The sequence below is a fragment of the Clostridium fessum genome, from assembly GCF_027698965.1.
Classification (GTDB): domain Bacteria; phylum Bacillota; class Clostridia; order Lachnospirales; family Lachnospiraceae; genus Otoolea; species Otoolea fessa.
The window spans coordinates 522,046-537,238 of the sequence record NZ_JAQEQF010000001.1; the positions used below are offsets into that span (position 1 = coordinate 522,046).

At 49.4% G+C, this 15,193-nt stretch carries 12 protein-coding genes; 4 read left to right on the forward strand and 8 right to left on the reverse strand.

Annotation, left to right across the window (positions count from 1 at the left end):
* The first annotated feature begins 241 nt into the window (after positions 1-241).
* Entirely contained in the window at positions 242-2,611 is a 2,370-nt protein-coding gene (locus PG862_RS14335) for a TIGR01906 family membrane protein (protein WP_333563180.1), read from the forward strand.
* Positions 2,612-2,769: 158 nt separating this feature from the next.
* Here the strand turns inward: PG862_RS14335 and PG862_RS02460 are convergent, their stop codons facing one another.
* Positions 2,770-3,753, reverse strand: coding sequence for a 3'-5' exonuclease (locus PG862_RS02460; protein WP_022359138.1), 984 nt, complete (start codon positions 3,751-3,753; stop codon positions 2,770-2,772).
* A 413-nt stretch (positions 3,754-4,166) separates the two neighbouring features.
* On the opposite strand from PG862_RS02460, the gene PG862_RS02465 reads away from it, so the two are divergent.
* Positions 4,167-5,456 (forward strand): RelA/SpoT domain-containing protein, encoded by a 1,290-nt coding sequence (locus tag PG862_RS02465; protein ID WP_118468988.1) that lies wholly within the window; start codon positions 4,167-4,169, stop codon positions 5,454-5,456.
* A gap of 191 nt (positions 5,457-5,647) precedes the next feature.
* Here PG862_RS02465 and PG862_RS02470 read toward each other — a convergent pair whose 3' ends face one another.
* Positions 5,648-6,838: an iron-containing alcohol dehydrogenase gene (locus PG862_RS02470; protein ID WP_022359140.1), complete on the reverse strand. Its 1,191-nt coding sequence runs from the start codon at positions 6,836-6,838 to the stop codon at positions 5,648-5,650.
* A gap of 489 nt (positions 6,839-7,327) precedes the next feature.
* On the opposite strand from PG862_RS02470, the gene PG862_RS02475 reads away from it, so the two are divergent.
* Positions 7,328-9,136, forward strand: coding sequence for a bifunctional lysylphosphatidylglycerol flippase/synthetase MprF (locus PG862_RS02475; RefSeq protein ID WP_270706367.1), 1,809 nt, complete (start codon positions 7,328-7,330; stop codon positions 9,134-9,136).
* A gap of 38 nt (positions 9,137-9,174) precedes the next feature.
* Here PG862_RS02475 and PG862_RS02480 read toward each other — a convergent pair whose 3' ends face one another.
* Positions 9,175-9,408: a hypothetical protein gene (locus PG862_RS02480; RefSeq protein ID WP_243021917.1), complete on the reverse strand. Its 234-nt coding sequence runs from the start codon at positions 9,406-9,408 to the stop codon at positions 9,175-9,177.
* Here PG862_RS02480 and PG862_RS02485 point away from each other — a divergent pair.
* Positions 9,331-10,161, forward strand: coding sequence for an alpha/beta fold hydrolase (locus tag PG862_RS02485; protein WP_243021916.1), 831 nt, complete (start codon positions 9,331-9,333; stop codon positions 10,159-10,161). The genes PG862_RS02480 and PG862_RS02485 overlap by 78 nt on opposite strands.
* Before the next feature lie 129 nt (positions 10,162-10,290).
* On the opposite strand, the gene PG862_RS02490 is transcribed toward PG862_RS02485, so the two are convergent.
* The 5 genes from PG862_RS02490 to PG862_RS02510 all read right to left on the reverse strand — a co-directional run bounded on the left by PG862_RS02490 (position 10,291) and on the right by PG862_RS02510 (position 15,154).
* The gene (locus tag PG862_RS02490) at positions 10,291-11,127 is read right to left on the reverse strand and encodes a Tim44 domain-containing protein (RefSeq protein WP_118293331.1); all 837 of its coding nucleotides are present in this window, start codon (positions 11,125-11,127) and stop codon (positions 10,291-10,293) included.
* 26 nt (positions 11,128-11,153) lie between these two features.
* Positions 11,154-11,639, reverse strand: a complete 486-nt coding sequence (locus PG862_RS02495; RefSeq protein ID WP_270706370.1) for a YbaK/EbsC family protein — start codon at positions 11,637-11,639, stop codon at positions 11,154-11,156.
* Positions 11,640-12,021: 382 nt separating this feature from the next.
* Positions 12,022-13,662 (reverse strand): hydroxylamine reductase, encoded by a 1,641-nt coding sequence (gene hcp, locus PG862_RS02500; RefSeq protein ID WP_107000928.1) that lies wholly within the window; start codon positions 13,660-13,662, stop codon positions 12,022-12,024.
* Positions 13,663-13,693: 31 nt separating this feature from the next.
* A complete protein-coding gene (locus PG862_RS02505; RefSeq protein ID WP_182426663.1) occupies positions 13,694-13,867 on the reverse strand; it encodes a hypothetical protein in 174 nt (57 codons plus the stop codon).
* A gap of 54 nt (positions 13,868-13,921) precedes the next feature.
* Positions 13,922-15,154, reverse strand: coding sequence for an ATP-binding protein (locus PG862_RS02510; RefSeq protein WP_118482277.1), 1,233 nt, complete (start codon positions 15,152-15,154; stop codon positions 13,922-13,924).
* Between the last annotated feature and the right edge of the window lie 39 nt (positions 15,155-15,193).

Consider the following 15,193-nt stretch of genomic DNA (forward strand, 5'->3'; position numbering starts at 1 on the left):
TTCTTACGGCACTTTCGGTTCCAAAAGTGCCTACCCGTAAACAGTAACAAAAATTTCACATATTTTTCCATTTCGCGCCTTTTCATGCTTCCCCGAAACTGTTATACTGGATAACGAAACGGAAACTTTAACATACAGAGCCGTTTCAAGGAAAATAGAACAAACGACCTCTTTACAAATTTATCACATAAAATGAAAGGCTGCAGCTGTACCACAACCCGACAGCCGCGAAAGGTTTTATATGACACAGAAAAAAACATATTTAAGCTGGCTTCTGGGGCTTATCTGTGCTTTCAGTCTGATGATCGTGTTTCTGATCACTTCGGTGGAAGCCGTCGCCTACTGGACGCCGCATTATTATGAAAATGAATACACCCGCTACCAGGTTGCCGATGATGTCCATATGGAGATGGACGACCTGCTTTACGTGACGGACGAGATGATGGCGTATCTGCGCGGCAGCCGCGACGATCTGAACATTGACACCGTCGTAGACGGGACGCCGCGCGAATTTTTCAACGCCAGAGAGAAGGCGCACATGGCGGATGTCCGTAACCTCTTTCTTGGAGGACTGGCGCTGCGCCGCCTCTGCCTGTTTCTGGCAGCGGCATCGGTTGCACTGCTGGCACTTTTCAAGGTTCCGTTAAAACACCTGCTGCCACGGATGCTCTGCGCCGGGACGGTTTTATTTCTGGGCGTGACCGCCCTGCTTGCCGGGATCATTTCCACTGATTTTACGAAATATTTTATTATTTTCCACAAAATCTTCTTTACCAATGATCTCTGGCAGCTCGATCCGCGGACCGATCTTCTGATCAACATCGTGCCGGAACCATTTTTCATGGACACCGCCGCCCGGATCGGCATCACCTTCTGCCTGATGACCGGCGCCCTGTTTCTTCTCTGCCTTGCATGTATCCTGCAGGAACACCGCAGGGGCAAATCAGGAGCAGAAAATTCCGGAAATTCCGGAGGCGGCAGCTCTCCAGGTAGTTCCAGCCACCCGGCTGCTCCGGATTTGAAGACGAAAATAGCTGGCAGCACAGGCAGCAAGTTGTCCTTGTTTTTAATTGGTACACTTTTGCTGTCCCTGCTCGCCGCCCCGATGCAGGCGCTTGCCTCCACCGAATGGCCGTCGGACATTTCCATTGACTCCGATGCCGGGATCGTCATGGACGCCAACACCGGAGTCGTTTTATATGGAAAAAACATCCATGAAACCTACTCTCCCGCCAGTATCACGAAGGTTCTGACCTCCCTCATCGTTCTGGAGCACTGTTCCCTCGATGAGACGGTCACCTTTTCCGAGAGCGCGGTCTACAACGTGGAGTCCAACAGCAGCAGCGCCGGATACGATACAGGCGATACTGCCAGCGTCAAGGACTGCCTCTACGCCCTGCTTTTAAAATCAGCCAATGAGGCTGCCAACGCACTCGCCGAGCACGTTGCTGGCTCCGCTGATGCATTTGCTGTTTTGATGAATGAAAAAGCCGCCGAGCTTGGGTGCCAGGATTCGCATTTTGCAAATCCGAGCGGTCTGAATAACGAGGAACACTATGTCAGCGCCTACGACATGGCGCTCATCACGCGGGCGGCATTTGAAAATCCTACGTTTGCCAAGATCGTCGAGACAACCTACTATAAACTGCCGCCGAACCAGAAAAATCCCGAGGGACAGGGCATCTCCCCGGGCAATAAGCTGGTCAAAAAGAACTGGCCGCAGTACTACCGTCCGGACGTTCTCGGCGGCAAAACCGGTTATACCTCCATCGCCCTCAACACACTGGTCAATGGTGCCAGACAGGGCGATACGACACTGATTACCGTCATCCTGCACAGCAACAACACGCAGTATGAGGATACCAGCCGGCTGCTCGACTTTGGATTTAACAATTTCCAGTCGGTCAAAATTGCAGATTATGATCAAACTTTTTCAAATATCGGAAAAGATTTGAAAATTGCAGATGTGTCTACCGCCGGGGGCGAATCCCTGTCCATCGACCCAGATAGCCGCGTGGTACTTCCAAAAACAGCGGATTTCTCGGAGACAACGACCTCCTTCGACTATGAGATCCCGGCTGGCGCACCGGACGGCACGATCGCCTGTGTCACTTATTCGCTCGGCGATCACAAGGTTGGCCAGGCATATCTGACCCTCACCGACAGCAGCCAGACAGCGGCAGATATTCCCGAAAAGCTTGTATCCCAGGCGGCAACAGCTACCGCGCAGGACAGCTCCGACACTGCCCTTTCAAACGGCTCCTCGGAGGCCTTGCCGCTCTCCAATCCGCCCGAATCGGCTGCTAATCAGGAAAATAGTTCCACCGGTAAATCCTTTGGACAGCTGTTTCATATTTCCGTCCGCGTTCCACCGGCATTCATCGCCGCACTGACCGCCATTCTTGTCGTGATTGGCGCGGTCACCGCCGGCATCCGTTTTCTCCAGATGCAGCGCCGCCAGGAGGAGGACGCCCTCGCAGAACGCCGCAGACGTCGCGCAGAACGTCTGCGCGACAGCGGAATGTCCGAAGCAGATTTCGACCTGATGATGCAGGACCGCCGAACGGCGCTGGCGAAAAAAAGGAAGAAACGTTCGCATAAAATCCCATAACTGACACAAAAAGAGTTACCAGATGTGGAAATTCTCTTCTTTTACCTTACTCTAAACAGGCAGGAGAAACATTTCCATATCCAGTAACTCTTTTCTATGAATTTTTTCTTTTCTCTAATTCCTATTTCATACGCTCCATCCGCTCGGCTGCCTTCACCCTACTCGGCTGCTTCTGCCGCCTTTCCAGACTTCTTCGCCTTGTTGCGTTCCGCGCGCTTCTTCTTCGTTTCCTCCTTCTTCTGCTCCACGTAGGCCGCTCCCTCTTCACCGACCAGCTTCGTCGTCTTAACAGCAAAGAACGAGCCGTCCTCCGACTTCTTCATCCGGATCTTTCCCTTCATATAACCGTGCTCCGGGCAGACCGCCAGACAGAAGTAAAATTTCTGGTTTGAGGAAAACCAGCGGATCTTTTTCCGCAAGGTCCGGCGGCATTTGTAACAAACCATCTCCGCCACACGCCGTTCCTCCAAAATCTCTTCCTTCGTCTCATGCTCACGCGACACAAATTTCGCATATTCTGGAAATTCCAGGTAGATCTCTTCCTCCTCCGTCAGCGGCGGCTGGTAATAATCCACTGAAACATACTCCATCATGCTGTAAAAGTCCATCTCACTCATGACACGCCCCGTGTAGTACGCATCATCCAGCGCCCGGTGGAACGGGCGGTCTTCCGTGAGGTGCAATTCCTCTACCACGGTATCTAACGACTCCTTTTGCTTGGTGCCGTGGATCAGGGCATAGATTTTCTGCAAATCATAATAGAGAAGCGGCGATGGAAACTGCAGCTCCATCCCGTGATATACCATATTCCGCTGCAATTCAGTCAGATCCATCGAGCCCCACGTACAGAACCGGTAATCATCCCCGCACCATTCTAAAAATTCGGTCATCGCACGCACAAAATCCTCGCCTTCTGTGTCAAGCTGCTCGATCGACATATGCGTCACTTCTGATATCTTATAATGCATCTGCCGGTACACCCGCGGGCGGATCAGACGGCGAAATTCCGAAATAATTTGAAGATTTTTATTTAATTTTACCGCGCCTATCTCAATAATCTCAAATGGAAGCCGGTTCATCGAGCCTTCCTTGCCCGCCGGACTCTGGTTCCATTCCAGATCCAATACTATAAACTGTCCCATAATTCTCGTCTCTTTGTAACGGTTCCGTTTTCTCCGCGTTACCTCTTACTTTTCTTTCTTCACGTTGTCACTGTCCATAACTTTACCACAAATCTGTGTATAAGTCCATATTAGGTTACCGGGCACACATGTGGGGACAGTAATATTTTTGTTACTATACACGGGTAGGCACTTTGGGAACCGAAAGTGCCGTAAGAAAACGTGGTGGCAGCAGGAATTTGCCGTATTTAAATGCGAAGCCACGGCAAATTCCGTTACTGGACACGTATGCGTGTACAGTAACATATTTTTTACATAGAACCACTGGCAGAGTGCTTCCATCTTTGCTATACTTCATGATAGAAAGAAGAAGCATTTCTTTTATCAGAATGCTTTCTTCTAAGCTTTATTATGCACCTTGGGAGGGGCTGCTTATGGATTTAATACAACAATTTATCGATACATACAAGATGAAATGGACATTCTACGACGCAGCCGGGCGGCTCGCGGCAGAGAAACTCCAGCTCGCCCTGCAAAATGCCGGTATCCGGGCGATCGTGACCTCTCGCGCCAAGAATCCCGCCAGACTCCGCACAAAAGTGCAGCGGCGCAATTCCAGACGTGAAGAACCATACCAGACACTCGAGGAAATCTACGACGACATTGCCGATCTGTCCGGTGTGCGCGTCTCCCTGTATTTCCCCGGTGACCGTGGCAAGGTAGATGCGATCATCTCGGAGCTTTTCAACATTCTGGAATTTAAACAGTTCCCGGAACAGTCGAAACCCCCGACTTACCACAAACGGTTTTCCGGCTATTGGGCGAACCATTACCGCGCGCGGATGCGCGATGAAATTTTGAATGAATCACAGAAAAAATACGGATCGGCGCGCATCGAGATCCAGGTGGCGTCCCTGATCATGCACGCCTGGTCCGAGGTTGAACACGATCTGATTTACAAGCCAATGCAGGGAACTTTATCCGAGGAAGAGCTGTCGATCTTAGATGAGTTAAATGGTCTAGTCCTTGCCGGTGAGATCGCGCTGGAACGCCTACAGGCAGCCGGAAATGAGCGGCTCCGCAGCCGCAATGCCGCGTTTGGAAGCCAGTACGAGCTGGCGTCCTATCTCTATAATTTCCTGAGCAGCCATCTCAAAACCGAGGACATCGAGCTTCGAATGGGAAATATTGCCCTGCTCTACCGGCTTTTGCAGCGTTTACAGCTCACTGGTCTCAAAGATATTACCCCGATTCTGCGGTCTGTCAAATTTGAAAAGGATCGGCGCACCATTTCCCAGCAGATCATCGATCAGATTATCTCCGGCAATGAAAAGCGCTACCAGTGCTACCAGGAGCTGCGGACGGAACCGGAGACCGCCTCACCGGAAACCCTGCAGGCAGTCAACCAGTTTCTCGAGGAGTGGGTACCCTTAGAGCGCTTGCTCAACAAGACTGCACGGCGCACCTCGACGCGTTCCCGCGGTGCCTTCAATATCAATACACTCAAGCGGATGGATCTCTTTGACAAAGAAATGATCAACCAGATTGTCCAGCTCCGCAAGCTGCGGAATGTCCTGATCCACGACATCGAGCTGCCGGACCAGGCACAGATTCTCCGCTGTACGGAGGAAGCGAAAGCACTTCTGGCACAGCTGACCGGACAGCATGACGCAATGGCAGACGGAGAAAACGGCGAGAAAAACAGCCACGCAGAAAACACATAGAACACAAACGCGCCATTCACCAAAAATGCAAAACACCAGATAGCAAAAAAACACAACGATAAAAGCCATCCAGTTTTTAGCCGGATGGCTTCTTTACTTTACATATTTGATTCTTTTCAGAACCGCTTCCAACATCGAAACACGATGTTTTACATTCTAATTTTGCATTCTAAATTCAGAAGCTTCTTAAATTAGAAATCAACCTCTGTATCATAGAAGCAGCAGGTCAGAAGTTTCGCCATCTGCTCCGGATTGATCGAACGCGGGTTGGAACCGGTACATGCATCGCCAACTGCCAGCTCTGCTACGGTTGCCAGTTTGTCATTAAATTCTTTCTCGTCAATGATTCCGCCCTCATAGAGCTTAATGCTCGGAGCGATATTTAACTGCTTGTTCATCTCTTTGATCTCGGCGATCAGAGCGTCAACCAGAGCCTCGTCGCTGTCTCCCTGTAAACCGATGAACTTCGCGATATCTGCATAACGGGAAGCTGCCTCTGGTTCCTTGGAGTTAAATTTAATAACCTTCGGAAGATACATCGCATTCGCTGCACCGTGAACGATATGTCCGCCGGAGTAAGCTGCACCTGTCTTGTGTGCCATGGAATGGACGATACCAAGCAGTGCATTGGAGAATGCCATACCTGCCAGGCATTGTGCGTTGTGCATACGTGCTCTCGCTTCTTTGTCGCCATTGTAAGATTTAACCAGATAGGTATGAATCATCTTGATTGCGTGAAGTGCCAGCGGGTCGGTGTAATCACAATGAAGTGTGGATACATACGCCTCGATCGCATGGGTCATCGCATCCATACCGGTGTTTGCGGTCAGCTTCTGCGGCATGGTCTCAGCCAGCTCCGGATCCACGATCGCTACATCTGGTGTGATATTGAAATCTGCTAACGGATATTTGATACCCTTATGATAATCGGTAATAACGCTGAATGCCGTAACCTCAGTTGCTGTACCAGAAGTAGACGGAATCGCGCAGAATTTTGCTTTTGTACGCAGTGTCGGGAAATTGAACGGAGTGATCAGATCCTCAAACTTGGTATCTGGATACTCGTAAAATGCCCACATCGCTTTCGCTGCATCAATTGGAGAACCACCGCCGATCGCTACGATCCAGTCCGGACCAAATTCCTGCATAAGCTTTGCGCCCTTCATAACGGTCTCAACGCTCGGATCTGGCTCTACTCCCTCAAACAGAGCCACTTCCATGCCAGCTTCTTTCAGATAATCTTCTACTTTCTGAAGGAAACCGAAGCGTTTCATGGAACCACCGCCAACGACAACGACTGCCTTTTTGCCTTTCAGATTTTTCAGTTCCGCTAAAGATCCTTCTCCATGATAGAGATCCCTCGGTAATGTAAATCTAGCCATATTGATACTACCTCCTGTTAATTTTTTAACCACCCTATGTCCAGATTATAGCACGCATTCTGGTGGATTTCAACTGTTTTAACTATTCACTTTTGATATATTTGTGTATTTTTCAAAAATTTTACATTTTATTACTTTGATTTCCATAGAAACTGCGTTCTTCGCTTGTCAATCATCCAACAAACTGCTTCTTTTCTCCATTTTGAACCGTTCCTTTTCTGTCTGCATAATCCCCCTGTGCCTTTGCCTCTATCATAAAGAATTCCTGCTGCCACCATGTTTTCTTACGGCACCTTCGGTTCCAAAAGTGCCTACCCGTAAACAGTAACGGAATTTCTCCACGCCTATTTCCATGCAAAATCTTATCTTGACATCCCTGTTTTTCCGTACTATAACAAGGGCAAGCATAAGCCGCCTGTGCGCTTATGCCCGTTTCATAGCACCTTACAGATTATATCTGTACAAGACTGACACGGAGGACATTATAATATGAAACAGAACTCACGAATCCAACTGGAAAACACCTTGATCGGCGCACTTGGCGTTCTTTCCCTTGTACTTTTTATTCTCAGCTTCCTGCCAGGGCTGGGACTGGCAAACCGCGTCGGTATCCTTCTGGAAATGGGGCACATGGTACAGCGTGCCTTTTCTGTCGTGCTCTTCATCCTGACCTTCCAGCTTTGGAAACGGAAGCGCGCCGCCTGGAACATTGCTGTTCTCCTGCTGTTTTTAAGCTTTTTACGCGGGCTGACAGCACTTTCTTCGCCTTTGTATCTTCCGTTTCACCTGGCAGAAGCCGTATTATTTCTGCTTCTCCTGTGTTTTCGGAAGGACTTCTGCTGCCCGTCTGACCGGCGCAGCCTCGGACGCTCTCTCCTGTTTCTACTGCTGGCACTGGCAGGCATCATCGTCAATGCCGGTATCAGCTATCATTTTTCGGTAAAACCGCTGGGAGAAACCTCTCTTGATTCGCTGATGGATAGTCTCATTCAGGGAACTGCCATGATTTTCGGCATGGGAAATCCGGGCAATGTTTCACGTGAAACACATGTAGTCGAACTGGTTACATTCTGGTTCAGCTGGGGCTGCATCCTCGCCTCCATTCTGTATGCGGTCCGCCCATGGCTGCTTCGTCCAGTCAGCCATGCTTCGGATTTGATGCATGCCCGCACCCTCGTCAACCTGTACAGCCAGAATCCCAGCGCCTACCTGACGCTGGAGGATGACAAGCTCCTATATTTCGGTCAGAAGGTGGACGGCGTCATCCCCTACGGAGTCGTTGGCAGCACCATCGTCATCAACGGCGATCCCATCTGCGCGGACAGCGATTTTCCGGTTCTCCTGGCAGAATTTAAAGAATTTTGCCAGCGCAGCGCTCACAACCTGTTTTTTATCAGCGTCACTGACCATTTTCTGGAAGAATATAAGAAGCAAGGCTTTGGATGGGTCAAAAACGGGGAGGAAGCCCGTTTCCACCTTGCGGACTATGAAATCTCTGGCAAGAAAGGCGCCAAGATGCGGATGAACATCAACCACGCCCGGAAAGCCGGGGTCGTCGTCCATGAATACTGCCCGCTGAAGCAGCGGGATGCACAGATTGAGGCAGATCTGAACCGCATCACGAACGAATGGCTGCAACAGAAAAAGAGTTCGATGCTGACTTTCGTTATGGGAACTGTCGGGCTGGAAAATCCGATGGACAAGCGATATTTCTACGCCACCGACGCCGACGGAAAAATCGTGGCATTCATCGTGTTTGTCCCATTTCTCGGCAAAAGAGGCTACATGGCGGACGTCACCCGCCACGGAACCGGCGCACCGAGCGGCGTGATGGAGACGATTCTTTACGACGCATTTCAGGTTTTCAAAGACGAGGGCATTGAGTATGGCAGCCTCGGTGTTGCCCCGCTCGCTGGCTTGGAAAATGACAGCTCTAATCCGGTCGAAAAGCTGCTCTGCTTCGCTTACAACCACCTGAACGACTGTTATGGATTCCGCGACCTCTACCGTGCCAAGGAAAAATACAGCCCGACCGAATGGGTTCCTTCTTATTATATTTACCTGCCGAAGATTCCAACACCAGACATGTTTTATGCCCTTGTGACGATTCAGAATCCGCATCAGATCCGCGAGGCAGCGGAGGATCTGGTAAAAGGATGGGCTCAGCGACTAAGAAACAAGAGGACTTCCCTGACACATCAGAGTAAACCATCTCGCCAGGTAAGTTGGGCTGCTTCTTCCAGCACGAAGCAGCCCGACACAAGAAAGCAGACAGATGCAGATAAAAAGGCAGACTAAACTCAGCTTTTATCATGCTGGATGCAGCCTGATAAATTTCATTTTTTTACCAGAAAAGAGGCGCTCTTACGATGAAACGTTCCGGCTATCTCACCACCTCCGGCGCAGAAATCTACTATGAACAGTACGGCAGCGGCACACCGCTCCTTATCCTGCATGGAAACAGCCAGTCCCTTGCCGTCTTTTACCCATTTCTGCGCACGTTTCTGCCCGATTTTCAGGTGATTCTGATGGACAGCCGGGGACATGGGCGTTCCCGGCTGTCTGTCCACACAGCGCTCCACGGGTTCTCTACAGAGGATATGGCAGACGACGTTATCGCCCTGCTTAACCACTTACATCTTTCCTCCGTCCACCTGCTGGGATTCAGCGATGGTGCCAATATCGGGCTGGAGATCGCATGCAAATACCCGGAGCGGCTGAAAACGCTCATCTGTATCAGCGCCAACGCCTCACCGGACGGGCTGCTCACGCCGCTGCACCTTGCCGCCCAAATGCTGCACAGCATTTTAAATCTCCTGGGGAATCTCCTGCTGCCTGTTTTAAAATGCAGCTTTTCTTCTGCCTCTGCATCCTCCGGGTCCTCTGCGGTCTCTGCACTGTCCACCCCGAAAGTTTCCCTGCCATTTCAGAAGAATCTCTCTGTTTCCGCCACATCCGCAGTTTGTGCCGACAAAGAAAGGCAATGCCATTTCGGGTCAATTTTCCCCCGGATTCCGGCAGAACAAAAAAAGAAGCCTGACTTTCTTACCCGGCTGACGCACCGCGTCCTCCGCCGTCGAAATCTGACTTCTCTTTTACTTCACTCGCCCCGTTTAAGTGCCCGGAAATTGCAAACCATCTCCGTTCCTGTGCTGCTGATCGCCGGAACCCGGGATCTCATTAAGCCCTCACACTCCCGCTGGTTAGCAAGGCAGATTCCAACCAGTCGGCTTCTTTTAATGACCGGGGGGCGGCATACTTCCATATTCCGGACACCGGCGCCTTATCTGCGCGCAATTCTGGCATTTCTGCGCCGCAGCTAAAGTCTCCTCACTCTTCCTGCTGCTCCACTTTCCTTGCTCCATTCACTTTTAGGTTCTATACTTTTCCTCTTCAAGCATATCTACCGGACAGCATCCGCAGCTGCCGTGTTCGAGCACTCAAAGCACCTCTCAGCACAACTTCCGCCCATTATCCACTTCTTCCTTCTGGCAGATCTCATCCAGCACCCAGTTTCCATCTTCCAGAACAAACCTCCAATATTCGAAGAAATCTTCCATTTTCCGGGAACCCTTCAAAAGTTCTCCGGTTTCTTCGTGATACACATAGTCGATCATCTTTCCATGGATCAAATACCAGATATAGTCGCGGTCGTCGCCGTCCTCATTCTCCGCTTCCACCAAAATCGCATCCAGAAGCTGGATCCCTTCCATGACAAACACCTCATGGCGCATCCTGCTCCACTCAAATTTCGTCTGAAACTCCTGCTGCATCTTCTGGCTCAGGTAAGGATGCCCTTTTTCCAGATCACGATCCCGCCAGCATTCCTGAATCCGGTAATATGATTCCCGCACCCGCTCCTGTATCTCACTCCGATCCCAATGATCTTCTCCGATGGAAAATTCTTTCAATTTTTCACGGGCTGCCGCCTGTTTCTTTTTTGCCCGGTGCAGGTATGTAATGGTTCCGGCACTTCCCAGAATCACAAAGGTTCCCGTAAGCAAAAGCGCCTGAAACGCACCTGCCCGTCCGCCTTGTCCCCGGCTGCTGCTTGTATGATGATGGGAAGAACCACCTCCGCCACCTCCGCCGCCTCCGCCGCCGGAAGCACCTCCCGCTCTGGCAAAGGCGGTAAAAGATCCAAGAACCATCATGGCTGCTGCCAGGCAAAGCAGACGGACGAACGTTTTCCGGCACAAGTGACCTTTCTTTCCCAATCTGGAACCCACCCTGATTCCGCCGTTTTCATTTTCTCCCCAGCTTCTCCCCGTTGCTTTCACATCTCTCATATGAATTCTCCTAAAATCTCCCACACCTACTCGTGCTGCTGATCCTCCGGCTCCCTGCAGACATCCACCCAGCCTTTCGCTCCGGACACTTCTTCCAGCTCCGGGATCGTGAGACGTACCGCACTGTGGTCATCGCCCGCTGCCGGATAAACCGTCTCAAAACGCTTCAGGCTCTCATCCAGATACACTTCGATTCCATCCTTGATACCAAACGGGCAGACACCGCCTGGCGCATGACCGGTGACCTCCTCCACCTGCTCAAACGGAATCATCTTTGCTTTCACGTGAAACGTATCTTTATATTTCCGGTTGTCCACTTTCGCAGTACCTTCTGTCAAAATCAATACCGGCTGTTCTCCCTGCAAAAAGGACATCGTTTTCGCAATCATCCCCGGCTCCACGCCTAACGCCTCCGCTGCCAGCGCAACCGTCGCTGTGGACTCTTTTAACTCAATAACATGATCCAAAAATCCGGCTTCCTTTAAGTGACTTTCTGCTTTTTCCAATGACATGGTTGTTTTCCTCCCGTATCCTCTATCGATTGATCTGCCGTATCAATTTCTTTTATATTTTAGAACTCATTCATCTTTCCCATCATATCACACTTTCATTTTCCATATCAATATTTCTATAAATAAAAAAGAATGCACATCATTGGCACGTTAGTGTCTTTTTGTGTAATAGGGAATTCCAAGGAATTTCCTATTACACGAAAAAGGCAGTTCCCTGCATTTGCCAGAGAACCGCCCCCTATTTCACTAACTGCCATTTTCAAGATCGTTCCGACCGCTTTTTGTAAAACCAACACAGATTTTTTGCAAATCTATCTCCAGATTTCAGATCCAAATTCCGACTTTGTTCGATTCCCTCTTATCCAGTTCCGTCCTGTATTTATCACTTCTCCCCGAAAAATAATTCCACATCGCTCTCCACGCTGTCAATTCCCGCGATTCCAAACTTTTCCACCAATACATTTACCACGTTCGGACTTAAAAATGCCGGAAGCGTCGGTCCAAGATGGATATTCTTGATACCGAGTGAGAGTAGCGCCAGAAGAACAATGACCGCCTTCTGCTCATACCAGGCAATGTTGTAAATAATCGGCAGGTCGTTGATGTCATCCAGCCCAAAAATCTCCTGCAGCTTCATCGCAATGACCGCCAGGGAATATGAATCATTGCACTGCCCCGCATCCAGGACACGCGGAATTCCTTCAATATCGCCCAGATTCAGCTTATTGTAGCGGTATTTCGCACAGCCAGCCGTCAGAATTACCGTGTCCTCCGGCAGCGCCTTTGCAAAATCGGTGTAGTAAATGCGGCTCTTAGCACGCCCATCACACCCCGCCATGACGACAAACTTTCGGATTTTTCCCGATTTGACCGCATCCACTACCTTATCTGCCAGCGCCAGCACCTGTGCATGGGCGAAGCCTCCGACAATCTGCCCCTGCTCAATCCCGGTCGGCGGCTCACAGCGCTTCGCATGCTGGATGATCACTGAAAAATCCTTCTTTCCTCCGATTCCACCGTTGATATACGTGCAGCCCGGATATCCCGCCGCACCGGTTGTGTAGAGACGATCCTTGTAGCTATCCTTCGGCGGCACGATGCAGTTCGTCGTCATCAGGATCGGTCCGTTGAACGTCTCAAATTCCTCCTTCTGACGCCACCATGCATTGCCGTAATTACCCTTAAAATTCGGATATTTCTTAAATGCCGGATAATACTGCGCCGGAAGCATCTCTGAGTGTGTATATACATCGACGCCGGTTCCCTGCGTTTGCTCCAGAAGCATTTCCATATCGCGCAGATCATGTCCTGAAACAAGAATGCCCGGATTACTTCCGACACCGATATCAACCGTAGTAATCTCCGGATTTCCATAAGTCTCGGTGTTTGCTCGATCCAAAAGCGCCATTCCCCGGACACCATATTCGCCGGTTTCCAGCGTCAGGTGAATCAAATCATCCACACTCAGACCGTCATCCAGCGTCGCCGCAAGCGCCCGCTGTAAAAATGCATCCGCCTCCCGGTCCTCCTGCAGCAGGACGTTCGCATGCCGGGTATAGGCAGACAAACCTTTCAAGCCATACGTAATCAAGCTGCGAAGGGAAATAATATCCTCGTTCTGCCCGATCAGAACGCCCGCTTCCGACGCTTTTTTTATAAATTCAGACGGCTCACCTGTCCAGCCAGCCGCCTCCGGCAGATTGTCCCGACGTTCCAGCTGCTCCCACAGTGCCGTCTTCATTTCCAGCGTCTTTTCAATTCTTTTTTCAATCGCCGCCTTATCAAAATTGGCATTCGTGATCGTCGTAAACAGATTTTCGGTAACCAGATGATTGACCTCATCTGCCACCGCACGTCCCTCCTCGCGAAGCCGTGTCGTCACCGCGCTGATACCCTTCGTCACCCACACAAGCAAATCCTGCATTGCCGCCACATCCGGCTGCTTACCGCAGACACCGACCACCGTACAGCCCTTGCATCCGGCCGTTTCCTGACATTGATAACAAAACATTTTCTGATCCATTGTTCACTCCTCCTATCGCATCTATCGTGTCTTATATAATCTGCATTTCTCGTGATTTATATTCTTGATAGGGATAGATAACGAAGCTGCCTTCCATATTATCAGCGCCATGATTAGCGCCATCAGCGTCAAGAATAGCGTCATCCGTGGTGCTATTTGTCATCTGATTTAAAAGTTCCGGAGGGATTTTTGCAGCCTGATACAATTTTCTGTAATCTCCGTCATTTCAAAAGAGAATGACGGAGATATTTCGCCCTGCTTATTCTTGTAGCAACCAATCGGCTATATCATGGATTTCGATTCCTTCATAACTATATTTTGGATGTTTGGTTCTGGCAATAATCATTTTCGGATAAGCATCTCGGATCTGAAGCAGAGAAGAGCATTCTCTCTCAAATGTTTCCTGCCCGGAAATGTTGTCGCTGACCTGAATATAAATCTTCTCGCTGCCTCTCTGAGCAACAAAGTCGATCTCCTTTTGATAGAGCTTACCGACATAGACATCGTATCCACGGCGAAGAAGTTCGATGCAAACGATGTTTTCATATACTCTGCCGTAATCCATATTTCTGCTTCCCAGTATTGCATATCGAATACCGCTGTCACACAAATAGAACTTTTCAGAGCTTTCAAGGTATTTCTTGCCTCGGATGTCGTATCTCTTAATATCATAAAATACAAAAGCATTGCACAAATACTTAATGTACTTGCCGACGGTTACATGATTGGTCGGAGTCTCATTTGCTGTCAGCAGCTGACTGACCTTATTAGGAGAAGTCAGGTTGCTGATATTATCCATAAGAAACTCGCTCAGACGCTGTAAAACCAAAGTGTCCGGGAGCGCATATTTCTGCACCAAATCCCTTGTTACAATCGTTTCGTAGACCTCTTTGATATAGTTTGTTCTGTCTTTTTCGGTTCTGTAAGCGTAAGAACCTGCTAAACCGCCCTTGATAGCGTAATCATCAAAGAGCTTATCTTTATCACTAACATCATCATAATACTGGCAATATTCTTGGAAGCTGAAAGGAAACACATGAATTTCAATATAGCGTCCGGTAAACAGAGTTGCCAGATCCGCACTCAACATGAAAGCATTGGAGCCGGTTACATAGATGTCGTATTTTCCCTTAGAGTACAGGCTGTTGATTGCCAACTCAAACTTGGGACACATCTGAACCTCGTCTACAAACAGGTAGTTCGTTTTACCTTCCTGATAATGTTCTTCCACATAGGCGTGTAAGGCATGGTATTCCTTGATTTCCTCATACGCCAAATCCATGAAGTCAATGAAGATAATATTGATGTTTTCAAAATGGCTTTTCAGATACTCAATATACGCCTGCATCAGCTTGGACTTACCGGATCGACGAATGCCCGTGATAATCTTGATGTCAGGAGTACCATTCAGTTCAATGATTCTATTGAGATATTTTGCTCTCGTGATTGTTTTCATATCGTCACCCGCTTTCAAAAATTGAAATTTTTTCATTTCTCGAAACCGCTTCACTGTACTTATTATACTGTCTGC